The 22929-nt window shown below is 63.4% G+C and carries 22 protein-coding genes and 1 tRNA gene; 16 read left to right on the plus strand and 7 right to left on the minus strand.

What is annotated here, in order from left to right; all coding sequences use genetic code 11:
* Window positions 1–10 precede the first annotated feature (10 nt).
* The 7 genes from BSG09_RS07205 to BSG09_RS07235 all read left to right on the plus strand — a co-directional run bounded on the left by BSG09_RS07205 (window position 11) and on the right by BSG09_RS07235 (window position 8350).
* Entirely contained in the window at window positions 11–1270 is a 1260-nt protein-coding gene (locus BSG09_RS07205) for a hypothetical protein (RefSeq protein ID WP_092931610.1), read from the plus strand.
* Window positions 1267–2271, plus strand: a complete 1005-nt coding sequence (locus tag BSG09_RS07210) for a hypothetical protein (RefSeq protein WP_092931612.1) — start codon at window positions 1267–1269, stop codon at window positions 2269–2271. The genes BSG09_RS07205 and BSG09_RS07210 overlap by 4 nt, the downstream gene beginning before the upstream one ends.
* 102 nt (window positions 2272–2373) lie before the next feature.
* Window positions 2374–3813 carry a dihydrolipoyl dehydrogenase gene (locus BSG09_RS07215; protein ID WP_092931614.1) on the plus strand — a complete coding sequence of 480 codons (1440 nt, stop codon included), beginning with the start codon at window positions 2374–2376 and terminating at the stop codon, window positions 3811–3813.
* Window positions 3814–3888: 75 nt separating this feature from the next.
* On the plus strand, window positions 3889–4245 hold the full coding sequence (locus BSG09_RS07220; RefSeq protein WP_092931616.1) for a DsrE family protein: 357 nt from the start codon (window positions 3889–3891) through the stop codon (window positions 4243–4245).
* A 118-nt stretch (window positions 4246–4363) separates the two neighbouring features.
* Window positions 4364–6811 carry a DNA topoisomerase VI subunit B gene (locus BSG09_RS07225; RefSeq protein WP_092931618.1) on the plus strand — a complete coding sequence of 816 codons (2448 nt, stop codon included), beginning with the start codon at window positions 4364–4366 and terminating at the stop codon, window positions 6809–6811.
* Window positions 6808–7899 (plus strand): DNA topoisomerase IV subunit A, encoded by a 1092-nt coding sequence (locus tag BSG09_RS07230; protein ID WP_092931620.1) that lies wholly within the window; start codon window positions 6808–6810, stop codon window positions 7897–7899. Before BSG09_RS07225 ends, BSG09_RS07230 begins: the two co-directional genes overlap by 4 nt.
* A 142-nt stretch (window positions 7900–8041) precedes the next feature.
* Entirely contained in the window at window positions 8042–8350 is a 309-nt protein-coding gene (locus tag BSG09_RS07235) for a hypothetical protein (protein WP_092931622.1), read from the plus strand.
* 26 nt (window positions 8351–8376) lie between these two features.
* On the opposite strand, the gene BSG09_RS07240 is transcribed toward BSG09_RS07235, so the two are convergent.
* Both BSG09_RS07240 and BSG09_RS07245 read right to left on the minus strand, forming a co-directional pair.
* Window positions 8377–9081 (minus strand): MBL fold metallo-hydrolase, encoded by a 705-nt coding sequence (locus BSG09_RS07240; protein ID WP_092931624.1) that lies wholly within the window; start codon window positions 9079–9081, stop codon window positions 8377–8379.
* Between the two features lie 12 nt (window positions 9082–9093).
* Window positions 9094–9831, minus strand: a complete 738-nt coding sequence (locus BSG09_RS07245) for a fumarylacetoacetate hydrolase family protein (protein ID WP_092931626.1) — start codon at window positions 9829–9831, stop codon at window positions 9094–9096.
* A gap of 279 nt (window positions 9832–10110) precedes the next feature.
* Here BSG09_RS07245 and BSG09_RS07250 point away from each other — a divergent pair.
* A tRNA-Glu gene (locus BSG09_RS07250) sits at window positions 10111–10185 on the plus strand.
* A gap of 290 nt (window positions 10186–10475) precedes the next feature.
* Window positions 10476–10943, plus strand: a complete 468-nt coding sequence (gene lrp, locus BSG09_RS07255) for an HTH-type transcriptional regulator Lrp (protein WP_463508214.1) — start codon at window positions 10476–10478, stop codon at window positions 10941–10943.
* Between the two features lie 85 nt (window positions 10944–11028).
* On the opposite strand, the gene BSG09_RS20725 is transcribed toward lrp, so the two are convergent.
* On the minus strand, window positions 11029–11166 hold the full coding sequence (locus BSG09_RS20725; protein ID WP_175542161.1) for a hypothetical protein: 138 nt from the start codon (window positions 11164–11166) through the stop codon (window positions 11029–11031).
* 181 nt (window positions 11167–11347) lie between these two features.
* On the opposite strand from BSG09_RS20725, the gene BSG09_RS07260 reads away from it, so the two are divergent.
* Both BSG09_RS07260 and BSG09_RS07265 read left to right on the plus strand, forming a co-directional pair.
* Window positions 11348–11602 (plus strand): HalOD1 output domain-containing protein, encoded by a 255-nt coding sequence (locus BSG09_RS07260; RefSeq protein WP_092931630.1) that lies wholly within the window; start codon window positions 11348–11350, stop codon window positions 11600–11602.
* Between the two features lie 130 nt (window positions 11603–11732).
* A complete protein-coding gene (locus BSG09_RS07265) occupies window positions 11733–12506 on the plus strand; it encodes an MOSC domain-containing protein (protein WP_092931632.1) in 774 nt (257 codons plus the stop codon).
* Window positions 12507–12612: 106 nt separating this feature from the next.
* Here the strand turns inward: BSG09_RS07265 and BSG09_RS07270 are convergent, their stop codons facing one another.
* Entirely contained in the window at window positions 12613–12942 is a 330-nt protein-coding gene (locus BSG09_RS07270) for a hypothetical protein (protein ID WP_092931634.1), read from the minus strand.
* A 142-nt stretch (window positions 12943–13084) separates the two neighbouring features.
* On the opposite strand from BSG09_RS07270, the gene BSG09_RS07275 reads away from it, so the two are divergent.
* Together BSG09_RS07275 and BSG09_RS07280 are read left to right on the plus strand one after the other, a co-directional pair.
* Entirely contained in the window at window positions 13085–13882 is a 798-nt protein-coding gene (locus BSG09_RS07275) for a helix-turn-helix transcriptional regulator (RefSeq protein WP_092931636.1), read from the plus strand.
* Window positions 13883–14148: 266 nt separating this feature from the next.
* Window positions 14149–14376, plus strand: coding sequence for a DUF5795 family protein (locus tag BSG09_RS07280; RefSeq protein ID WP_008012393.1), 228 nt, complete (start codon window positions 14149–14151; stop codon window positions 14374–14376).
* Between the two features lie 34 nt (window positions 14377–14410).
* On the opposite strand, the gene BSG09_RS07285 is transcribed toward BSG09_RS07280, so the two are convergent.
* From BSG09_RS07285 to BSG09_RS07295, 3 genes are all read right to left on the minus strand, one after another.
* The gene (locus BSG09_RS07285) at window positions 14411–14863 is read right to left on the minus strand and encodes a response regulator (protein WP_092931638.1); all 453 of its coding nucleotides are present in this window, start codon (window positions 14861–14863) and stop codon (window positions 14411–14413) included.
* Window positions 14864–14973: 110 nt separating this feature from the next.
* A complete protein-coding gene (locus BSG09_RS07290; RefSeq protein WP_092931640.1) occupies window positions 14974–16506 on the minus strand; it encodes a DUF790 family protein in 1533 nt (510 codons plus the stop codon).
* 212 nt (window positions 16507–16718) lie between these two features.
* Window positions 16719–18182, minus strand: coding sequence for a DEAD/DEAH box helicase family protein (locus BSG09_RS07295; protein ID WP_092931642.1), 1464 nt, complete (start codon window positions 18180–18182; stop codon window positions 16719–16721).
* Window positions 18183–18444: 262 nt separating this feature from the next.
* Between BSG09_RS07295 and BSG09_RS07300 the strand changes: the two genes are divergently transcribed.
* From BSG09_RS07300 to dnaJ, 3 genes are all read left to right on the plus strand, one after another.
* Window positions 18445–19425 (plus strand): nucleotide exchange factor GrpE, encoded by a 981-nt coding sequence (locus BSG09_RS07300; RefSeq protein WP_092931644.1) that lies wholly within the window; start codon window positions 18445–18447, stop codon window positions 19423–19425.
* Between the two features lie 178 nt (window positions 19426–19603).
* A complete protein-coding gene (dnaK, locus tag BSG09_RS07305) occupies window positions 19604–21538 on the plus strand; it encodes a molecular chaperone DnaK (protein ID WP_092931646.1) in 1935 nt (644 codons plus the stop codon).
* A gap of 192 nt (window positions 21539–21730) precedes the next feature.
* On the plus strand, window positions 21731–22906 hold the full coding sequence (gene dnaJ / locus BSG09_RS07310) for a molecular chaperone DnaJ (RefSeq protein WP_092931648.1): 1176 nt from the start codon (window positions 21731–21733) through the stop codon (window positions 22904–22906).
* Window positions 22907–22929: the final 23 nt, after the last annotated feature.

Here is a 22929-nt window from a genome sequence, read left to right on the forward strand (position 1 = left end):
CGATGAGCCGATGCTTCCGTTCGTCGCGATAGCGATCGCTCTCGCCGGTGGCATAGTGGTCCTCGAGGTCACGTCGTATCGAGCGCTCGAGCGGCTTCCCTCAGTTGCCACCGAGGAGTTCCCCGAGATCGACCGGGAATTACTGGGGAAGTTCAGCAGCTTCGACCCGGAACTCGGGTGGGTCCCGCAGCCGAACCGGGAGAAACAGAAAGATACAGGCGACCACCTCCCCGGCGAGGAGGTCCGCAGCGTGGTGACCTACTCGACCGACGAGTACGCCAGTCGGGTCTGTCCCGCGAAAGACCGCGACGAGAACGCCGATCTCACGGTCTCGACCTACGGCGATTCCTACTGTTTCTGCCGAGAGGTCGACAACGACGAGACGTTTCAACACTATCTCGCAGCGGAGCTCGACACTCACGTTGCCAACTACGGCGGTGGCAACTACGGGCTCGATCAAGCGCTCATGCGACTCAAGCGTAAATACCCCGAGGATCCGACCGACCACGTCTTCATGGTCGTCACCGCCTCCTCGATCGCGCGCATTCTGAGCGTCTGGAAACACTATCAGGAGTTCGGCAATATCTTGGCGGTCAAACCCCGGTACGTGCTGGGTGACGATGGCCTCGAGCGCGTCGAGAGCCCCGTCGACGAGAAAGCAGACCTGCTCGACCTCGAGTCGAAGGCCGATTTCCTCCGTGCGTACGACTTCCACTACGACCACTGGTTCGAGCCCCACTTCGCGACGCGGCCGTATACGACAGATTTCCTCGAGAAGGGAGAACACCTCCGGTACGCCGGCTACACGGCCGGGAAGGAACTCGAGCGCCGATTCGGCCGGTCGGTCCCTGGAATCGACTTCGATCGGGCACAGACGCAGTCGGCGCTGCGGCTGGAACAGCCCCGGGTGCGATACCACGAGCGGCTGTTCGAGACCCACGAACCGCTCTTCGACGCGCTCATCGAGGAGTTCGTCGACTACGCGGACGACCAGGAGTTCGAGCCGGTCTTCGTGATGGTCCAGCAGCTTCGCTACGCGAAATACGAGGCCGATCACGGGCCGATCTATGGCGACCTCATGGAACGTCTCGACGATCGGTACGACGAGTTGACGACGATTGACATGGCGACGCACCTCTCGCCAGACGATGGCGACGTCGAGTCGCTGTACGTCGAGCGCGGTGAGGGCGGCCACTACAGCCCCGAAACGAACGCGGAAATCGCGGACGTGCTGGCCGAGGTCGTCGAGCAGCGAGCGGTCGTCGAATGAACCCGCTCTATCTCGCCGTGGGCGTCGCGTTGCTCGGTGGCGGAATCGTCGACATCCTCTGGACGACCCTCTGGGTCGACGGCGGGTCAGGGCCAATTGCCGGCCGATTCACGACAGGCATCTGGCGGGGACTCCGCGCCGTAACGCGGGACCACGACCGAGCGCTCAGCCTCGCCGGCCCAATTACCCTCGCCTTGACACTCGCGCTGTGGATCGGCCTCATCTGGGTCGGCTGGACGTTTATCTTCGCCAGCTATCCGACTGCGCTGATCGACACGCGCACCGGCGGGACCGCCGACTGGTGGGGGCGGTTCTACTACGTCGCCTACACGATGTTCACGGACGGAAACGGCGACTACACCCCGCTGTACGGCGGTGACGTCTGGGAAGTCGCCAGCGCGTTCACGACGGCCTCGGGTATGGCCTTTGTCACGCTCGGCGTCTCCTACGTTCTCACCGTGCTTGGGGCCGTCTCGGACAAGCGATCGTTCGCCACCACCGTCACGGGATTGGGCGGCCGAAGCGAGGCGTTCGTCCGCGCAGGCTGGAACGGCCAGGATTTCGACGGCCTCGAGCGAACCCTCGAGACGCTCGGTAGCGAGTTGAGCACCCTCGCCGAGCAGCACAAGTCGTATCCGATCTTGCACTACTATCACAGCGAGAAGGGCGAACGCGCCTCGGCCGTGGCTGTCCCCATCTTCGACGAGTCGCTCACGCTCTTTCGATGCGCCATCCCGGACGACGCGAGTCCCGATCCGGCCGTCGTCGAGAGCGCCCGCTCGAGCGTCGAAAGCTACCTCGAGACGCTTGATCAGTCCTTTATCGAGCCCGAGCCGGCGGTTCCCCGATCGCCGAACCTCGAGCGGCTCCGTGCAGACGACATTCCGACCGTTTCGGATCCGGCGTTCGCCGACTCCATCGCGGAGTTGACCGACCGCCGCCGCCGGTTGCTCGGTGTCGTCGAAGCCGACGCATGGGAGTGGCCGCCGCTCGAGGAGTGAGCCAGCCCGCTCTGGACGCTCGACTGTTTGTCGATAGAATTCGCTCGCATCCCGGAGTGTCCCGGACTGGTCTTCATTGCGCTGCGAGTCGTGTCCGGCGGTATGGAGGAGTATGAGTTCCTCGTTATCGGTTCCGGCTCCGGGCTCGACGTGGCAAACGTGGCGGCGAATCAGGGGAAGTCGGTCGCGGTCGTCGAGAAAGGGCGACTCGGCGGGACCTGTCTCAATCGCGGCTGTATCCCCTCGAAGAAGCTGTTGTATCACGCCGACGTGATGGAAACGATCGAGCGCGCCGACGAGTTCAACATCGACGCCACGGTGAACGACGTTCAGTTTGCATACATCGTCCGTGAGGTCACCGAGGACGTCCACGGCAGTTCGGACGCGATCCGGCGCGGTCTGCACTCGTCGGATCGGATCGACCTGTACGAGGCGGAAGGCCGGTTCGTCGACGAACGGACGATCGAACTCGACGGGGAGAGCCACGACGGTGAGCGCCTCGCCGCGGATACCGTCCTCGTCGCAGCAGGGACACGCCCCGCGATTCCGCCGATCGACGACATCGAAACCGTCGACTACCTCACCAGCACCGAGGCACTGCAGTTAGAGAGCCCGCCGGACCACCTCGTGATCGTCGGCGGCGGCTACATCGCCGCCGAACTGGGGCAGTTCTTCGGGGCGTTCGGCAGCGACATGTCAATCATCAGTCGGCGACCGAACCTGCTTCCCGATGCCGACGAGGAAGTTGCCGTCGAATTCACCGAGCGCTACGCGGATCGATTCGATATCTATCCCGGCTACGAGGCTACTGCGGTCCTGCAGGGCGAGGACCCGATCACCGTCGAGGCGCGTCCCTACACCTACGACGATGGCGGCGGGGCACGCCCGGGGGACACCATCACTGTCACCGGCGACGAGTTGCTCGTCGCGACCGGTCGCGTTCCCAACACCGACACGCTGAACGTCGCGGCCGCCGGTATCGAAACCGACCGCGACGGATTCATACAGACCGACGAGTACCTACGGACGACCGCCGACGGCGTCTGGGCGCTCGGCGACATCGTCGGCGAGTACCTGCTGAAACACAACGCGAACCACGAAGCCCAGGCCGTCATGCGCAATCTGTTCGGCGAGGACCTCGAGCCGGTCGACTACACGGCGATACCGTTTGCCGTCTTCGCCTCGCCGGAGGTCGCCGGCGTCGGGCTGACCGAACAGGAACTACGCGCCGCAGACCGCGAGTACGCGAAACAAACGTATCGATACGAGGAGACTGCCCGCGGGAGCGCGATGCACGCCGAGGGGTTCGTCAAGCCGCTCATCGACCTCGAGGGCGAGATCCTGGGCTGTCACATCATCGGCCCCGACGCCTCGAACCTGATCGAAGAAGTCGTCGTAGCGATGACGGCCGGATCCGGGACGATCTACGATATCCGGGAATCGGTTCACATCCACCCCGCGCTCTCGGAGGTCGTCCAGCGAGCGTTCGCGGGGCAGTTCACTCGTGGCGGCCACGAACACGGACACGACCACAGCCAGTAAATCGTCGCCGGATCTGCAAACGCGATACACGACCGACATCGGCTTTTCTACTCCCGGACCGCAGTCCCGGCTGCAATGGCAACCGCAGCAATCGTCATCTTGGCGGGGACGGACTCGCACGCCGACCTCGGCCGGCTCGTCAACGGCCTCGAGACGGCCGCGGAATTCGCCGACAACCCCAACGACGAGGTAGCGTTGCTCTTCGACGGTGCCGGAACGCAGTGGATTCCGGAACTCGAAGACGAGAGTCACGACTATCACGCCCTCTATCGGTCGATACGCAACGAAGTGATCGTCTGTGACTACTGTGCCAACGCCTTCGGAGTAGACGACATCGTCGACGAGGCCGATATCATCACCGCCGACGAGAACGGCGGCCATCCCAGCATTCGCTCGCTGGTCGACGACGGCTCCGAGATTATCACGTTCTGACCAATCAACGGGGCAACTCCAGGCCCCACTACGCATCGAACTACCACGAAATCCCTTGCGATTCACTTTCACTCCGGTAGCACACAGCTTTTAGCCCCGCCGTTAGTACAGGGAGACGATGACGTCGTTCCAGTCGACACTCGGTGACGAGCCGGGGATCGCCGAGGAGCTGGCCGAGAGCCAGCAGTCGATCTCCATCGCCGAGTTCTTCGAGAAGAACAAGCACATGCTCGGCTTCGACAGCGGCGCTCGAGGCCTCGTCACGGCCGTCAAGGAGGCCGTCGACAACGCCTTAGACGCCGCCGAGGAGGCCGGTATTCTCCCGGATATCTACGTCGAGATTCAGGAAGCCGGCGACTACTACCGCCTGATCGTCGAGGATAACGGGCCCGGACTGACCAAAGACTCGCTGCCCAAGGTGTTCGGAAAGCTGCTCTACGGCTCTCGCTTTCACGCACGCGAACAATCCCGTGGCCAACAGGGGATCGGGATCTCCGCTGCCGTGCTCTACTCGCAACTAACCAGCGGGAAACCCGCCAAGATCACCAGCCGAACCCAGGGCTCGAGCGAGGCACAGTACTTCGAGCTCATCGTCGACACCGATGCAAACGAACCCGAGATCAGCGTCGAGGAGACGACCACGTGGGACCGGCCTCACGGCACCCGCATCGAACTCGAGATGGAGGCCAATATGCGCGCCCGCGGGCAACTCCACGACTACATCAAGCATACGGCGGTCGTCAACCCCCACGCCCGCCTCGAGTTGCGCGAACCCCAGGAACATTTCAAATTCGAGCGCGCGACCGACCAACTCCCCGAGGAAACTGAAGAAATCCGTCCACACCCCCACGGCGTCGAACTCGGGACTGTGATGAAGATGCTGGCGGCGACGGACTCCCAGACGGTCTCGGGGTTCGTTCAGGAGGAGTTCACTCGTGTTGGGAAGAAGACCGCCGACTCGATCATCGACGCGTTCCGTGATCGTCACTACGGCCGCGAGATGCGCTGGCGGCCGCCCACAGCACACGACGACGTCGATCTCGCCGCCGCAGTCGAGGACGCAACGGCCAACAAAGGGCCCGAGGCGACGACGGCCTTCGCCGACGCCATCGCCGACGCGGTCGCAGACGAGGACCGCATCGCTCACCACGAACTGCTCGAGGCCGTCGAATCGGCTGCTGAAGCGGTCGAAGCCGAGCACGGAACGACATTCGGTGACACCGTCCGCGAAAACGCCGTCGAGGCCGTCTGGCTCGCACTGATCGACGCTGCCGGCGCGGATGACGATGTCGTCGGCGAAGACGGCGACTCGCGGCTGGTCGCCGACCTCTACGACCTCGCAGACGACGCGACGAGCACGCGGAAAGACGACGAGACGATCCACGCCTTCGCAGACCGGCTCGCGGGCAAATTCGAGGATCTCGAGGACGATCGCCATCGACTCACACGCGCAACGCTTCGGGAGTTCGTCGACCGAGCCGCAGACTTGACCGAGGAGTACGACGAGGTCTCCTTCGGCGAGACGGCTCGCGAAAACGTCGTCGAGGCCGTCTGGGACGTCATGGCGACGGTGCCAGACGAGCCACCGCTCGTCCGCGAACTCAATGGCGACCGTGACGCCACCAGCGACCTCGTCGACGCGATGCGCGCGACCGATATCATGGCCCCGCCGACGCGGTGTCTCTCCCCGATCTCAGAAGACCTCATCACTGCCGGCTTAGAGAAAGAGTTCGATGCCGACTTCTACGCCTCCGCGACGCGCGACGCTGGCGTCTCCGGCGGCGATCCGTTCATCGTCGAGGCCGGCATCGCCTACGGTGGGGAGCTACCGGCCGAAGGGACCGCAGAAGTCATGCGCTTTGCAAACCGCGTCCCGCTGGTTTACCAGCGGGGGGCCTGTGCGACGACTGACGTGGTCAAGACGATCGGCTGGCGCAACTACGGGCTCAACCAGCCTGGTGGCTCCGGCCTGCCGAACGGGCCGGTCGTGATCATGATCCACGTCGCCTCGACGAACGTGCCCTTCACCAGCGAGTCGAAAGACGCCATCGCCAACGTCCCCGAGATCGAAGACGAGATCGAACTCGCCATTCGGGAGGCGGCACGCGAGCTCAAGAGCTATCTGAACAAGCGCCGGTCGATGCAAAAACGCCGGAAGAAACAGAACGTCCTCGGGAAGATCCTCCCCGAGATGGCCACGAAAGTCGCCGAGGTCACCGGCCGCGAGGAACCCGACATCGACGACGCGATCGCTCGCATCATGAACAACGTGCTCGTCGAACGCCAGACCAAAGCGAACGGCGACGGTCAGGCCATCTCCGTCGTCGTCGAAAACAACTCGAGTACGAACGAATCGCTCGAGATCACCGACATCGTCTCGGCCGAACCGACGAACCTCTCCGACAGCGCGACCGTCGTCGAGATGGACGGCGAGTGGTTCGTCAAGTGGGAACCCGAGGTGGGAAGCGACGACGAGGCCACACTCGAGTACGAGGTGCCGGACGATGCGACGTTCGATCTGGACGTGAAAGGCGTCGAAAGCGAGAAACTTACGGTAAAACAATGAGTGCAGACAACGACCAGCAGGCACGAGAGCAGCTGATCGATCTCGCAGCGCAGTTCTACGACCAGTTCGAACTGGGCGAGATCCCGCACATGTCCGTTCCGACGCGGACGAAGAACAACATCGAGTACGACGAGGACAAGGACGTCTGGGTCTACGGTGACCGCGAGTCGACCCGCTCGGCCAACTCGGTTCGGGGGGCGCGAAAGCTCCTGAAGGCGGTCTACACCATCGAGTTCCTCGCCGACCAACTCGAGGAAGATCGCTCTTCGACCCTGCGTGAACTCTACTACCTCTCTGAGAGTTGGGACAACGAGGAAGCCCAGTTCTCGGATCAGGACGAATCGAACGGCCTCATCGAGGACTTAGAGATCGTCTCGGGGGTCACCCGCGAGGACTTCCACATGCGCCCCGAGGAGTCGGGCGCGACGCTCATGGGACCGCTGCACCTCCGCGAACAGACTCGCCGCGGCGAACGCGAGATCCACTGTCAGAAAGACGTCGGCGAGGGCGGCTATCAGATCCCGAACAACCCCGACACGATCGACTTCCTCGATTGTGACGCCGACTTCATCCTCGCGGTCGAGACCGGCGGGATGCGCGACCGACTCGTCGAGAACGGCTTCGATGACGAGTACAACGCCCTGCTCGTCCACCTCAAGGGCCAGCCCGCGCGGGCGACTCGCCGGATCACGAAGCGACTCCACGACGAACTCGACCTTCCCGTCACCGTCTTTACGGACGGTGACCCGTGGTCGTACCGCATCTACGGCTCGGTCGCCTACGGCTCGATCAAGTCCGCCCACCTCTCGGAGTACCTCGCGACCCCCGAGGCGCAGTTCATCGGCATCCAGCCCGCCGACATCGTCGAGTACGACCTGCCGACCGACCCGCTCTCGGATTCGGACATCAACGCCTTGGAGAGCGAACTCGAGGACCCCCGCTTCCAGACCGACTACTGGGAGGAACAGATCGAACTGCAACTCGACCTCGGGAAGAAGTCCGAACAGCAGGCACTGGCGTCTCACGGGCTGGATTTCGTGACGGAGACGTATCTCCCCGAACGGCTCACCGAGATGGGCGTCTTCTAGAGCGGCGTATCGAGTCCGCTCTCGAGGTACGCGTTTACTGCTGTTTTCCGACACGCTCTGATTCACCTGTTCCGTGATTGCCTGTGTCTGCAGGTGCAACCGGTTCCCGGCTACATCGCCAGTCTCCGTCTAGAACTGTGCTATGACGGATGAAAACGACAGCCAACGGCCGATGCACAGCGACCCTGACAAGGAGGCGATCGACGAACCAACGATGTCCGGCGCACAGGAGGCCGACGAGACCGCGTGGATGTTGAAACAGGGGGCCACGGTCGGTCTGATATCGATCGCGCTCGTCCTCGTGCTGGCACTGGGGCTTCTGCAGGCAACCGGCTCTGCGATCGACATCTTTGGATTGTTCATCGAGAGTGCACTCGGTCAATGGCTCGTGGTCGGCGTCCTCGCGCTCGTCGTTCTCGCGGCGTTTGGCTGGTCACGCGTCGGCGTCTGAGCGCAGCGCCGGCGTTGGATGATCCGTTATTCGTCGAGGACGACCGGCACGCCCCGGCGTGCAACGTCGACAACGAACGCGTCGGCGTCGGTTTCGATCGCTGCGAACGTGTCGTAGTGGACTGGGAGCACGACATCCGGCTCGAGCCGGGCGGCCAGCGCTGCCGCGTCGTGGCGATCCATCGTGAACGTGCCGCCGATCGGCGGGATGAAGCAATCGACCGGCACGTCCTCGTGGACCGGGAGGACGTCAGTATCGCCGGGCCAGAACGCAGTGACGCCATCGACGGTGATGCCGAAACCACAGCCCGCTCCCTCGAGATGGTAGGGTCGCCCGTCATCGTCGACGTGTGGCCCGTCGGGATCGTTGTATGCTGGCGTCGTGAACAGATCGAGCGGCCCGAGGACGAACGATTCGTCCGCGCCGACGCGCTCGACGTCGAACGGCAGGTCGTCGGGACCTCCCTCGACGCGGTCGTTCTCGCTCGCGTCGATCGACTCGTGAACGACGATCAGCGCGTCTTCCCGGGCGACCCGTCGGATCGAGTCGGGGTCGTAGTGGTGATCGTGGCTGACGAGGATCAGGTCCCCGTCGCGGGGCTCGAGCCCGTCCAAGACACCGTACTCTTCGGGCCCGGGATCGATGTAGACGACCGCGCCTGTCTGGCCCTCGAGTCGGACGGTCGCAAGGCCGAACCAATCGACGGTCACGGCGTCGAAGTGGACGGTCATGGAAGCGTTCTCTCAGGGAATCCGAACCGAGTGCTCGAGCGTCCCGACACCCTCGACTTCGATCTCGATCTCGTCGCCGTCGGCGAGTGGACCCACACCCTCGGGCGTGCCGGTCGCGATCACGTCACCTGGTTCGAGAGTGAGGTAGGTCGTGATCTCGGCGATCAGCTCCGGAATGGGGAAGATGAGGTTCTCGCGGGAGCCATCCTGTTTGAGCTCGCCATTGACGCGGGTTCGGACAGCGGCATCCTCGGGGACTTCGTCGGGGTTCGCGAGAACCGGCCCCATCGGTGCGGCACCGTCGAATGCCTTGCCGCGGATCCAGTTTTGTTCCTGGCGCTGGTCGTCGCGGTTCGAGAGGTCGTTGACGCAGGTAAAGCCCGCGACCACGTCCATCGCATCGGCTTCGGAGACGTGACGACACTGCTCGCCGATGACGACGCCGAGTTCGGCCTCGTGGTCGATGCGGTCTTTCCCTGCCGGCAGGGTGACGGTATCGCCGTGGGCCGCGAGCGTGTTCGGCGGTTTGAGAAAGAGCATCGGCCGATCGGGGACCTCCGAATCGAGTTCGGCGGCGTGTTTGGCGTAGTTCTTCCCGATACAGACGATCTTTGAGGGCTCCGACGGCGGCAGGACGTCGATTTCGTCGCTCTCGAGGTCGTAGCTCTCGGTTGCGAAGTGAACGGTTCCGTTCTCGTATTCGCCGCGACGGACTGCGCCGGCTGGATCGCGAAAGCGGACGTATTTCATGCTCGGTGGAATGGGTACCGGGGATCAAAAGCGTTGAGGAGGCGGCCAGTGTGCGGTGACAGCAATACACCTCGTACGCCCACGCCCCCCGCGATCGGCTCGATCCAATCTGTTGGAAACCGAGCGTAATCTCGTGATGGGACTCGGCAGACTGTCACGCTTCCGACAGTGACTGGTGCCTTGATGGGTGCGTGAGAGCGTGCCATCGTCGACTCGGAACGGAACGCTTTTTACTAGCCCCCGGCAACGATGAGTTGCACACAAGGTGTGTGACGGATCGCTCCGTTGGTGTAGTCCGGCCAATCATTTCGGCCTTTCGAGCCGATGACCTGGGTTCAAATCCCAGACGGAGCACTTCTACCGAACTTTCACGATTCGATAGCCGTCAGTTCCGGTAGCCGGTGACGATGTCCGGATCGGGTCCATCGACAAGTCAGCAGTCGACTCGAGCACGACTGACGACAGCGTCCCCGGTGACGATCGAAAACTAAGAGACAGTGACACGATCCTCCCGACAGATACGAACGCTGGCATTGGTCCCACTAATCTACAGCTATGCAAGAGACTGCCGTCTACCATAGGACATCGGCTCACTGACCCTGGGTAGAACTGGATGTTCGTAAACCTCTAGTACGTGGCGTACGTTGGACCAGCTAATGACCTACGAGCATCTGGATGCAGATCTGGTAAACGAACTTCTTGGTGACGGTCGGGCCAGTCTCCGAAGTCTGGCTGAAACACTCGATGTCTCCGTCACGACGGTCTCGAACCATCTCTCTGCTCTCGAGGACGAGGGTGTGATCGAAGGCTACACACCACGGGTCGACTATGACGCGCTCGGCTACGATGTCACGGCGATCATGCAACTGAAAGCCGAAGGGAGTGCGCTCCCCGAAATCACACAGACGCTCAAAGATCACCGGCAGATGATCTCCGTCTACGAAGTGACGGGAGACTACGACGTCATCGCGATCGGGAAGTTCAAAGATACGGATGACATGAACGACGAGATCAAGTCTCTGATTACCGACCCTGATATCAAGCAGTCGAACACGAGCATCGTGCTCAACATCGTCTCCGAGAACGAACAGTTCGAACTCGAGACGGCGTAATCAGCGAGTATCGCTCGCTGCGGTCTCGACCTCCTGTTCCAGGCCGAAGCGATCTAGTCGCACGCTCGAGAGCAGAGAGTGACGACTAGGCATCGTCCGTCTCGTTGTCGGCTCCCGTTTCGTTGCCCCCCGCGTCGTCCGTCGATGGCCCGATTTCCGTCTCCTCTCTGTCGCCGCCGGTATCCTGCCAGCCTTCAGGCGGGCGGGCAAGGAACACGGTCACAAACTGGGAGGTAAACGTGGGCTTTGATCATGATAGCCGCATTCGTGTATCGGTTTCCAGACACAAAAGCCTGGTTTGGCCTGTCTGCGGCCCGTGTTCGGATGTTAGCGCCATTCCATAATGGTTGTTAATAATAAATGTTCCGAAAGCTACTAATGGAGAGATGTGGCGATAGCTTGCAATGGTGCACACGCTTGCCGTCGACACTGACGAGGTGTACGAACGAGTCGTCACTGGCGTCGCAGCACTCGAGGGAACCGAACCGGTAGAGTTACCTCCGTTGTTCGATGCAGTCGATCCCGATGCACTCGCGACGGTTTTTGAAACGACTGCGTCCGGGAGACGTCGTTCTGGCACCGTTGAATTCACGTACGCGGGCCACCAGATTCATATTTCGTTTGACGAAACCGGGGATACTGTCGTTACGATCGATTGAGTGGGAGACGGCATCTTCTCTCCCTGTTTGCTGCTCTCCATTTTTCCTCTGCCGTCTGCTCGCGAGAGACCAGTAACGGACCCCGGTGCAGTCGCTACTGTAATGCGACAGCAGTCGATACGAACCATCAATGGCACGACTCGAGCGGCTCAGGGCCTATCCGGTAAAGGCACTCGACGGCATCGACCTCGAGCGAGCGGCCGTCCTCGACGGTGGGACCATCGAACACGACCGGGAGTTCGCGTTGTTCGACGCCGACGGCGAGGTGATCAACGGGAAACGAACTGCCCGTGTCCACGATCTCGATACTGGGTTCGATCCGGAGACGGCTGTGCTCACGGTTGCGACGCCTGATGGTGAGCACCGACGGTTCGACCTCGAGAACGAGCCCGAGACCGCAACGGCCTGGTTTAGCGAGTGGTTCGACGTGGACCTCTCGCTCGAGCGGGATCGATCGCTGGGATTCGTCGACCGACGCGACATGGGGCCGTCGGTGGTCAGCACGGCGACGCTTCGGACCGTCGCCGACTGGTTCGACGAGACGACGGTCGACGACGTGCGCCGGCGACTCCGGACGAACATCGAGATCGGCGGCGTCGAGCCGTTCTGGGAGGATCAGTTCGTCGGCGCGGACGCGCCAGCGTTCGAGATCGGTGGCGTCCGGTTCGAGGGTGTCAAACCGTGTGCCCGATGTATCGTCCCCCAGCGCGACCCCGATACTGGCGAAGTGACACCGGACTTTCGGGAGCGGTTCATTCGGCGTCGCGAAGCGGCGTTTCCCGACTGGGCGGACGCCGACGCGTTCGATCACTACTATTCGCTGACGATCCTCACGCGTGTTCTCGACCACGACTGCGGCGAGACGCTCTGCGTGGACGATCCGGTCGAAGTCGTGACGAACTGAGTCCGATAGCGGGTGGCCGCCGGTTCATGCGGGCTGCTGTCAGTCAGTGCCGGCCGGCCGCGACCCGCCGTCTGGCTACGCCGGAAACCCGTGACAGCAGTCCGTCTCAGTGGTCGATTCCGGGATGCTCGAACGTTGTCTCGGCCCCCGATTGCTCGTCGTCTGACTCCGCGAGGGCCGTCTCGAGGTCCAGCGTTGCCACCAACTCGTTCCGCGCCGGCTCGCACGGCCGTCGGAAGTAATACGTGTGTGCACAGCCGGCGATGAGCTCCGAGAGCGGCCGCTCCTGGTCGTTGACGATCGAAACGAGATCCCCCGTCACCGCGATCAAGACGGCGTCGTCTGGCTTGGACAGGGCTGCCCGGAGTTCACCGGCGGTACAGTCAACCGGTAGCTCGAGGGTGACGCCGTCGACGGTCGCCCATCGCGTCTCCATGCACCAGTAGTCGGACACGCGCATCTATATGATTGTGCCCGCATGCACAAGCCGACCGCTCAGAGGACGCGATTCCGACGCTCCGTTGCTAGCCTCCAGGGCCAGAGCGATAAAGTGGATTCGCTCGGAGGGTCAATGTGTGATGGCCGATCGAAGGGGGGAGGCGATCGGGACGCTCGAGTTCGTGGCCCGATCCCCGAGTCGCGTTTCGATCCTCGAAACACTCGCAGAGGACGGTATCGCATCGAGAGACTCGCTGGCCGCCGAAGTCGACGTCGTCCGGACGACGCTACAACGAAGCCTGCAGGGATTGATCGATCGAGGGCTGATTCGTGAACGGAATCGACAGTACGAGCTGACAGCTGCCGGCGCGCTCGTCACGAGTGGCCTGTCAGTGGCGCTCGAGCGAGTCGGGGCGGCGACGCGTCTCAAGCCGGTTCTCGAGCGGCTCCCAGCGGAGACGTTCGAATTCGACATCGAGCGGCTCGCCGACGCGACCGTGGTCGAATCCACGACGGCCACGCCCTACGCACCGGTCGAGCGCCACGCGGCTAGCCTCGCCGACGTGACACACGCCCGGCTGCTGCTGCCAGCGGTCGGAACCAAGCCGATCGAGACGACACAGGACGCACTCGAGACGGGCGCGACTGTCGAACTGATCGTCACGACGTCGATCGCAGAGACGCTTCGGACGGCGTCACCGATCGCAGAGCAGTTCATGGCCGTCGTCGACAGCGATGGATTCTCAGTCTCGGTCGCTCCGGCGGCGATCGAATTCTATCTCGGGATCGTCGACGATACCGTCCAGATCGGCGTCCATGACGAAAGCGGCGTCCCGGCGGCGCTACTCGAGTCGACCGACGACCGAGTCAGGCACTGGGCGATCGATCGGTTCGACGCGTTCCAGCGACGAGCGATGCCGTTCGAGCGCGAGGAGTAAGTCCGTAACTCTCGAAGCGCCGCGGTGTGCACGCCGTGCACATGCTGTGTGGGGCACACTGATATCGTCTCGGTCCGCCGTACTGGATGCGGTAGGTGGTGGGTCGACGGCCGCACAGCAGCGTCCCCTCGCAGGCGCTGGATGGAGACTTCTCGGCGGACCGCGTCCGACTGTTTCAACCTCGACCTCGGCTCCGGTCCGACCCGGATCAGTCTTTCTCTCCGGTGTCAGGAAACGCTTTGAGCGTCCAGTCCCACACTGCGAGCATGAGTGAAAATCGCGTCGTCGAAGGGCGAATGGTGACAGCCAGAAAGCTTGCCGAGATCGTCGAAGGTGACTCCGTGATGGAAGTCGACTCGATCGAAGAGGCCGATCAGGAGTGTCCGGCGTGTGGCGGGTCCGTCCTGACAGTGACGTACATGCCATCCGTGACCGAACTCGTCACGGGCCGCAAGTGTCAGGACTGCGATTGGAGCGAGACCGACCGGAACTAAGCAGCTTCAAGACCGCTTTATCTCCGCCGAGAGCTCACGAGCACACGGACGGCAGCGTCGCCTCGTCGATCCAGAACGCCTCGACTGCCCGACCGAGTGCAGCGAACTCAGCCGGATCGCTCGGTTTCGTGAGATACGCGTTCGCACACAGCTCGTAGCTTTTGCGGATGTCTTCGGTCGCTTTCGAACTCGTTAGCACGATGACCGGCAAGGCCATCAGTTCCTGTTCGTCTTTGATGGCCTCGAGGACAGCGAACCCGTCCGTCCTGGGGAGGTTCAGATCGAGTAGCACCAAGTCGATACTTGGGCCGGCCGTCTCGCAAACGTGCTCCCGCAGGAACTCGAGGGCTGCGTCGCCGTCAACGACCGTGTGAAACGTCGGCTCGAACCCTGTCGCTCTGAACGCTTCCTGTATCAGGCGAACGTCGCCGGGGTTGTCCTCAACGAGCAAGATAGACACAGACTCGGAGTCGGACTGTTGAGACACGGGTCTGCTCGCTCGAGTGGAAGGAAGCTGCAGACTTAAGGCTACGTACAAAGCATGTTGGGATCACACCGACCGCGTCAGTGATCGATAACGATCGCTGCGGTCATCTGCTACCGCTCGACGATCGTCCCACCGGCTAATCCGTCCCACTCGACGCGGTAGCCGAGTCGCGAGAGGACCGCGCTCGCATCGGAGAGGCCGTCTGCCTCGAGCACCTCCTCGGCGCCTTCGAGTGCCATCCCGGCCTCGAGGTCGTCCCTGATCGACTCGAGGACGGCAGGCCGAACCAGCGCCCGGCCGACCCGTTCGTGGTTGGGCGTGGCTTTGTCCGCGAGGGCAGCCGCGCTCACGCCGTGGCGCTCGGCGAGCGCCTCGAGCGTGATGACGTCGTCGTCCGGCTGCAACGTGTCGGGAAGCTGTGCTGCATCCTCGGCAACCAGCTGTCGTTCGTACTCCCGGAGGACGTCGGCGACATCTTTGACCCGCACCGTCCCCGAGTAGGGGATCGCCCGGTGGTCACGGGCGGTGATCTCCTCGCCGACGCCCAGTGAGTCGTCGACGGCGACAAGCATGGCGACGTCCTCGAGATCGGCGAGCTGGGAGAGCTTCTTCTGGACGTACTCGGGCGTCCAAAAGCCCATGATCTCGAAGTAAACGCGGAAGTCACCGTGGGCATATTCGAAGGCGAAATCGGGGATCATCACCCGCGTGCCTGTCGCGAGCGGTTCGGGTTCGCGGACGAGCTCCCAGTCGAGATCGAGACTGGAAAAGCGAGCCGCGAAATCAGCTTCGACGCCACTGTCGAAGGACACCTCCGCGACCGGATCAGCGTCTGGAACCCGAATCGGGTCCGCGTCGGAGAGTGTAAGCGTTCGCTCTGTGCCCCGGTCGTCGATCGTTGCCTCGAGCTGCCACGCGTCGGCACTCGCGACGGTCCGCAGGAGTCGTGCAAAGCGGGTCCCGTATCTGCGGGTCGCCCGAAAGAGGTGTGTCGGACCCGTGACGACGACCTCGCGGTTGGAGAGCTCGTCAGCGCCGTCCGCAGCGTCGCCCTCGAGCCGGCGAATCTCGTACATCAAGCGCAGGCGCTTGATCGCCGAAATCAGCGCTTTGGGATCGCTCGAGCGCACCCGCACCTCGGTCGCGTCGAACAGCGCCGTCTGGGCCAGCGAGAGGTTGTACTGGGCGACCAGCCCGTCGGGATCCCAGCGCGGTTCGACTGCAGTCAGGACCTGGCGCTCCTCGAGATCAGCGTACAGTGCGGTCTCGAGGTCGTCGGCCGACACGTCGAGCGATTCGCTCGCACGAATGAGTGCCATCGCGCGCTCGTCTTCGGTGACGACGCCGACCGCTTCAGCGGCCTCGAAGGCGGCTCGACGGGCGCGTTCGGGCTCGATCGCCGCGTCGGTTTCGAACGTCGCCTCCCGTTCGACCAGCGCCGCGAGGCCGCGAGCGAGTTTGAAATCGTCGGCCTCGCGCTCGAGTCCTGTGAGTGCATCCTCCAGCGCCGCCCGCGGCTCGCCGACGTGACCCTGATAGGTGCCGATGACGCGGGCGGCGAGTGGCCGATGGCTCCGGTCGGCAAACTGGGGGTGATACCCCCCGCCGGCCCGCGAGACGCGCAGCAGGTCCTTCGTCAGCATCGGTCTCGAGTCGGGGTTGCGACGGCAAAAGTCACCCGGACGGCGGCGTCTCGTGATCGGTCACGACGGGGGTCGGCGCAGTCGCCGGGATTACGGCGGCTCCGTTCCAACACCACAGATGGACGATTCGGCCCTCCGAATCGAGTACGAAACTCACGACGGCGTCTGGGGGCTGATCGGACGGCTCGTCTACACACTCGAGAAACGCCGCATTAGCGTCGCCTCTCAGCGACGCGCTCTTCCCCGGTCCCCTCGCTTACAACTTCATAGAGCAGTGCACGGTTTCCGTCCGCCGTCGGCCGCAGGATTCGCCCGAGCCGCTGGGTGAATTCCCGTTCGCTGCCGCTGCCCGAGAGGACGACCGCGACGTTCGCGTCGGGCACGTCGACGCCTTCATCGAGGACGTTCGAGGTCGCGATCCGGGTATACGTCCCCTCGCGGAAGCGCTCCAAGATCTCCCGGCGTTCCGCCGCTCCAGTTTGGTGAGTGATCGTCGGGATCAGGAACCGCTCGCTGACGTCGTACGCAAGATCGTTGTGTGCCGTAAAGACGATGATCCGCTCGTCGCGGTGGTCGGCAAGGATCTCGGTGAGGGCTTCGAGTTTGGCTTCACTCCCAAGCATGATCTCACGCGCACGCTGGCGCGCGAGTAGCGCTTTTCGGGCTTCGGGATCGTTCCCGGACCGTTTGACGAGTTCTTGATAATCCGAGCCGCTGCGCATGTCGATACCCGACTTCGCGAGGTAGCTCGTGAACACGTCCTGATTTCGCTCGTATGCTTCGCGCTCGTCGGTCGTCAGTGCCACCTCGAGGCGCTTGATGTCGTAGTCGGCGAGGTGGTCGCCGGCGAGTTCGTCGACGTCGATGCGGTGGACGAGCGGGCCGACGAGGTCCTCGATTACCTCGTGTGCGCCGTCGGGGCGCTCGAACGTCGCGGTTAGCCCCAGCCGTGCCGGTGCGGCCAGCAGGCGTGCGATCTCCCGATAGCCTTCGCCGCCGAGGTGATGGACTTCGTCGAAGATCACACAGCCAAAGCGGTCGCCCACGGAACCGGCCTTGAGATACGCCGAGTCGTACGTCGAAACGGTGATCGGCTCGAGGCGCTGTTCGCCGCCGCCGAAACGGCCGATCTGTCCTCCAAATTCGCGCTCGAGTTCGCGCTGCCACTGCTCGAGGAGGTCGATCGTCGGCACGACGACCAGCGTCGGTGTCGAGAGCCGTTCGATCGCTTTCAGCGCGATGACGGTCTTGCCGCTGCCGGTCGGCAGTTCGAGGACGCCGGCGGGGGCTCGCTCGATGGATTCGAGAGCCGGCCCGTCGGCCCAGCGGTCAGTTGCGAGCCACGTCTCGAGTGCCGTCTGCTGATAGTCGCGGAGTTCGTACGCCGACGCGAGAGGTGCCACCGACTCGAGCTCGAGGACGTGATCGTCGATCGCGGCAGTCGATCTGTCCACCGCAGCACGCAGGGCGGCATACTGACCGGCGGGAAGCCGCCAGCTGTCAGTTCGCGGGTCCGCCTCGAGGTCGGGCAGGGTCGCCTGCAGCGACGACGGCGAGAGCGGCGACTGCTCGAGGCTGTCCAGTCGGATCGTGCCGTCCTCATAGTAGAGGTCGATCGCCGAGACATCGTCCGCCGAAGCCCGTGTCACGGCCCATAGTCGGGACAGCACGCACATATACGGTCGGGTGTTCGGTGGAACGCCGTGCCGTCCCGCGGGCACAACGGTGTGTTCCATCGGAACCGGTCTCAAACCGATGCTGTCGGGTGAACCGCCTCGGGGCTTGACCCCGAGGCACTCGGCCTGCTCCGCCTGTAGAACTCGCCTGCGGCCAGTATTATCCCGACTCGTACTAATAGAATAACGGCGTTTAGGCCTGGATGGAATGGGGTAATCGGGTACCTCAACCCTTTTATTACCGCTGTTCGTTGACTGCCATATGAGCGAAGACGAGGGCACGAACGCGTCAGCCCAGGGTGTCCCGTCCGAGGAGCAATCCGACGACGGCGAGATGGCCGACGCCGATCCCGAGACGGCACCGACCGGGGAGTCGGAATCGGCAGCCGAATCGGTCGATACAGAAACGACGGCAGTGGCAGACACGCCCGACGAAGACACAGCTAGCGCTCCCGAAACGAGCGAGGACATCCAGCACGTCCTCGATCGGCTCACCGAAGTCGACGACGAACTCGCCGAGACGGTCGCCTCGCTCGCCGACGAGGCCCGCGACCTCAACGGGACCGTAAGCCACCAGCGCGAGGAACTCGAGGACCTCACGGAACGCATCGAGTCCCAGGCCGAGACGATCGATCAACTGCAGGCCGAACTCGAGGACGCCGAAGCGACGATCGACGAGTACGAAGCCGAGATCGAGGATCTGGAAAGTCGACTCAAACGCAAGCAGGCGGACTTTCAAAACTACAAGAAACGGGCCAAAAAGCGCCAACAGCAGATCAAGGATCGCGCCGCCGAGGACCTCGTCGAGCGACTCATCGGCGTCCGAGACAACTTAAAGCGTGCACTCGAGGAGGAAAGCGGCGACGCCGACAGCCTCCAGCAGGGCGTCGAGATGACGCTACGGGAGTTCGACCGCATCCTCGAAGACGAGAACGTCTCCGAGATCGATCCCGACCCCGGCACCGAGACTGACCCACAACGCCACGAGGTCATGATGAAGATCGACAGCGCCCATCCTGAAGGCACCATCGCCGACGTCTACACCCCCGGCTACGAGATGGGCGAGAAGGTTATCCAGAACGCCCAGGTGACCGTCTCGAACGGCGAACTCGAGGGCGACGCAGACTGTGACAACGGCGACGCTGGCACTGACACGCCCAGCGGTGACACCGACACAGTCACGGACGAAGACGACGCGCTCGAACTCGGCGGCGACGTTGCCGACGACGGGGCTGACTCCTAAGCGATCCGCCTGCCACCCCGGGAGCCGATCGCTCGAGTCCTTGTTCGGTCGTGGTGGCCGTTTTTACTGCAACCAAACTACTGGAATCCGACGTGTGAGTGGCTACAGCGACGTTTTATTCGCAGACCGCTCGTCTCTAGTAACCTTTAAAACAAAGTGCGCACAATAGCCGTCCAGAATGGCGAGCAACAAGATTCTCGGAATCGACCTTGGGACGACGAACAGCGCGTTCGCGGTAATGGAAGGTGGCGATCCGGAGATCATCGTCAACGCGGAGGGCGAACGGACGACGCCCTCGGTCGTCGCATTTACCGACGACGACGAACGGCTCGTCGGCAAACCGGCGAAGAATCAGGCGATCCAGAACCCCGAAAAGACGATCGCCTCGATCAAGCGCCACATCGGCGAGGATGACTATACCGTCGAGATCGAGGGCGAAGAATATACGCCCGAAGAGATCTCGGCGAAGATCCTCCAGAAGATCAAACGCGACGCCGAGGACTATCTGGGCGACGAGGTCGAGAAAGCCGTCATCACGGTCCCCGCATATTTCTCGGACCGACAGCGTCAGGCGACCAAAGACGCCGGCGAGATCGCCGGCTTCGAGGTCGAGCGCATCATCAACGAACCGACGGCTGCGTCGATGGCCTACGGCCTCGACGACGACTCCGACCAGACCGTGCTCGTTTACGACCTCGGTGGTGGCACGTTCGACGTCTCCATTCTCGATCTCGGCGGCGGCGTCTACGAGGTCGTCGCGACCAACGGTGACAACGACCTCGGTGGCGACGACTGGGACGAGGCCATCATCGACTGGCTCGCCGACAACTTCGAGGAGGAACACGGCATCGACCTCCGCGAGGACCGGCAGGCCCTCCAGCGACTCAAAGACGCCGCCGAGGAAGCCAAGATCGAGCTCTCCTCGCGCAAAGAGACCGAGATCAACCTGCCCTTTATTACGGCGACCGACGACGGCCCGATCCACTTGGAAGAGTCGATGACGCGGGCCAAGTTCGAGTCGCTGACCCAGGACCTTATCGACCGCACGGTCGAACCGACCGAGCAGGCACTCGAGGACGCTGGCTACAGTAAAGACGACATCGACGAGGTCCTGCTGGTCGGTGGCTCGACCCGGATGCCACAGGTCTCCGACAAGGTCGAGGAACTCATCGGCGAGGAGCCCCAGAAGAACGTCAACCCCGACGAGGCCGTCGCACTGGGTGCGGCGATTCAGGGTGGCGTCCTCGGCGGCGAGGTCGACGACATCGTCCTGCTCGACGTCACGCCGCTCTCGCTGGGTATCGAGGTCAAAGGTGGCCTCTTCGAGCGGCTCATCGAGAAGAACACGACGATCCCAACCGAGGAGTCGAAGATCTTCACCACTGCGGCGGACAACCAGACCACGGTGCAGGTCCGTGTCTTCCAGGGTGAGCGCGAACTGGCCGCCGAAAACGAACTGCTCGGCGAGTTCCACCTGACCGGCATCCCGCCGGCCCCCGCGGGAACCCCACAGATCGAAGTTTCCTTCTCGATCGACGAGAACGGCATCGTCAACGTCTCCGCCGAGGACAAAGGCAGCGGCACGACCGAGGAGATCACCATCGAGGGCGGCGCCGGCCTCTCCGACGAACAGATCGAGCAGATGCAAGAGGAGGCCGAGAAACACGCCGAAGAAGACCAGCAGAAGCGCCAGCGCATCGAGGCCCGCAACACCGCTGAGGCCACGATCCAGCGTGCCGAGACGCTCCTCGAGGAGAACGACGAGCAGGTCGACGACGACCTCCGTGCCGATATCGAGGCCGCGATCGAGGACTTAGAGGAGACGATCGACGACGACGATGCCGACGCCGAGGCCATCGAGTCGGCGACCGAAGAGCTGAGCACGCAGCTTCAGGAGATCGGCAAGCAGATCTACCAGGAAGCCGGCGCTGCGGGTGCTGGCGGCGCTGCGGGCGGCGCAGCAGGCGCTGGCGGTGCAGGCATGGGCGGCATGGGCGGTGGCCCGAACCCCGGCCCCGACGCCGGCGCGAGCGCTGCCGGTGACGAAGACGAGGAGTTCGTCGACGCCGACTTCGAGGACGTCAGCTTCGACGAGGACGAAGACGACGAGTAAGACGGACGCCTGTCGGTCAGTTCGTGGCGCGACTGCGAGTTGTCCTGCGTCGCGCCGGGAACTCGCGACAGCAGACCGGATACCGCCCACTGGCTCGCCGGCGGGTCCGTGAGCCGCTAGTTCCTGTTTTAGACGGGTGCTCGCGGGAACGTTCGTTTCAAGTGTCTCAACCGAGTATCGGTGGAACAACGAATGAGCGAGGACTTCTACGACGTTCTCGGCGTGAGCCCCGACGCGTCTGCCGAGGAGATCAAACAGGCGTATCGGGAGAAAGCCACCGAGTACCATCCCGACGTCAGCGACGATCCTGACGCCGAGGAGAAGTTCAAGAAGATCCAGAAGGCAAAGCAAGTCCTGACCGACGAGGAAAAGCGCCAGGCCTACGACCAGATGGGCCACGACCGCTACGAGCAGGCCGAGAAACACGGCTTCGACGCCAGCGACGCCGGTGGTGCCGGCGGCATGGGCGGTGGCCCGTTCGGCGGCATGGGTGGCGGTATGGGCGGCGGTGGCATGGGTGGCGGCGGCCTCGGCGACCTCTTCGAGCAGGTCTTCGGCGGTGGTGGTGGCCGCGGCCGCCGTCGCCCCCGCAAGGGACGCGATCTGCGCACCGAGCTCGAGATCACCTTAGAGGAGGCTTACAACGGGGCCGAAAAGCAGTTCACCATCGAACGGCCCGAAGAGTGTGAGGTCTGTGATGGAGCAGGCCATCCGCCGGAGGCCGACGCTGAGACCTGTCAGGAGTGTCAGGGTCGCGGCCAGGTGACGCAGGTCCAGCAGACGCCGCTCGGGCGCGTCCAGCAGACGACGACCTGTCCCCGGTGTGAAGGCGAGGGGACGCTCTACTCCGAGACCTGCGATGAGTGTCGCGGGGAAGGCTACGTCCGTAGCGAGGCGACCCTGACTGTCGAGGTCCCGGCGGGCATCCAGAGCGGCCAGACGCTCCGGATGGAGGGCGAAGGCGCGCCGAGTCCCGAAGGGGGCCGCCACGGTGACTTGCTGATCGACGTTTCCATCCGCGAGCACGAACAGTTCGAACGCGAAGGCGACGACCTCCGGTATCGGCTGCCGATCTCGTTCCCGCAGGCGACCTTCGGTGATACCGTCTCCGTGCCGACGCTCGACGGTGCGGTCGAGTTCGAAATCCCAGAGGGCACCCAGAGCGGCGAGACCTTCCGCCTCGAGGGGAAGGGCATGCCCCGTCTGCGCGGTCGCGGGCAGGGTGACCTCTACGTGCAGGTGCAGGTCGTCACCCCCGAGAGCCTGAACGAGGATCAACGCGAGGCGCTCGAGGAATTCGCCGAGGCAGGTGGCGACGAGATCGAGGTCAAAGAGGGCTTCTTCGAGAAGATCAAGCGGGCGTTCTAGAGGGTCTACAATCGCGTTTTCGC

Source organism: Natrinema hispanicum, assembly GCF_900111485.1.
GTDB lineage: Archaea > Halobacteriota > Halobacteria > Halobacteriales > Natrialbaceae > Natrinema > Natrinema hispanicum_A.

Bases quoted from the DNA above. Each gene is read 5' to 3' on its own strand.
- BSG09_RS07205 (WP_092931610.1), top strand. From the start codon at position 11: ATGCTTCCGTTCGTCGCGATAGCGATCGCTCTCGCCGGTGGCATAGTG.
- BSG09_RS07210 (WP_092931612.1), top strand. From the start codon at position 1,267: ATGAACCCGCTCTATCTCGCCGTGGGCGTCGCGTTGCTCGGTGGCGGA.
- BSG09_RS07215 (WP_092931614.1), top strand. From the start codon at position 2,374: ATGGAGGAGTATGAGTTCCTCGTTATCGGTTCCGGCTCCGGGCTCGAC.
- BSG09_RS07220 (WP_092931616.1), top strand. From the start codon at position 3,889: ATGGCAACCGCAGCAATCGTCATCTTGGCGGGGACGGACTCGCACGCC.
- BSG09_RS07225 (WP_092931618.1), top strand. From the start codon at position 4,364: ATGACGTCGTTCCAGTCGACACTCGGTGACGAGCCGGGGATCGCCGAG.
- BSG09_RS07230 (WP_092931620.1), top strand. From the start codon at position 6,808: ATGAGTGCAGACAACGACCAGCAGGCACGAGAGCAGCTGATCGATCTC.
- BSG09_RS07235 (WP_092931622.1), top strand. From the start codon at position 8,042: ATGACGGATGAAAACGACAGCCAACGGCCGATGCACAGCGACCCTGAC.
- BSG09_RS07240 (WP_092931624.1), bottom strand. From the start codon at position 9,081: ATGACCGTCCACTTCGACGCCGTGACCGTCGATTGGTTCGGCCTTGCG.
- BSG09_RS07245 (WP_092931626.1), bottom strand. From the start codon at position 9,831: ATGAAATACGTCCGCTTTCGCGATCCAGCCGGCGCAGTCCGTCGCGGC.
- BSG09_RS07260 (WP_092931630.1), top strand. From the start codon at position 11,348: ATGGTGCACACGCTTGCCGTCGACACTGACGAGGTGTACGAACGAGTC.
- BSG09_RS07265 (WP_092931632.1), top strand. From the start codon at position 11,733: ATGGCACGACTCGAGCGGCTCAGGGCCTATCCGGTAAAGGCACTCGAC.
- BSG09_RS07270 (WP_092931634.1), bottom strand. From the start codon at position 12,942: ATGGAGACGCGATGGGCGACCGTCGACGGCGTCACCCTCGAGCTACCG.
- BSG09_RS07275 (WP_092931636.1), top strand. From the start codon at position 13,085: ATGGCCGATCGAAGGGGGGAGGCGATCGGGACGCTCGAGTTCGTGGCC.
- BSG09_RS07280 (WP_008012393.1), top strand. From the start codon at position 14,149: ATGAGTGAAAATCGCGTCGTCGAAGGGCGAATGGTGACAGCCAGAAAG.
- BSG09_RS07290 (WP_092931640.1), bottom strand. From the start codon at position 16,506: ATGCTGACGAAGGACCTGCTGCGCGTCTCGCGGGCCGGCGGGGGGTAT.
- BSG09_RS07295 (WP_092931642.1), bottom strand. From the start codon at position 18,182: ATGTGCGTGCTGTCCCGACTATGGGCCGTGACACGGGCTTCGGCGGAC.
- BSG09_RS07300 (WP_092931644.1), top strand. From the start codon at position 18,445: ATGAGCGAAGACGAGGGCACGAACGCGTCAGCCCAGGGTGTCCCGTCC.
- dnaK (WP_092931646.1), top strand. From the start codon at position 19,604: ATGGCGAGCAACAAGATTCTCGGAATCGACCTTGGGACGACGAACAGC.
- dnaJ (WP_092931648.1), top strand. From the start codon at position 21,731: ATGAGCGAGGACTTCTACGACGTTCTCGGCGTGAGCCCCGACGCGTCT.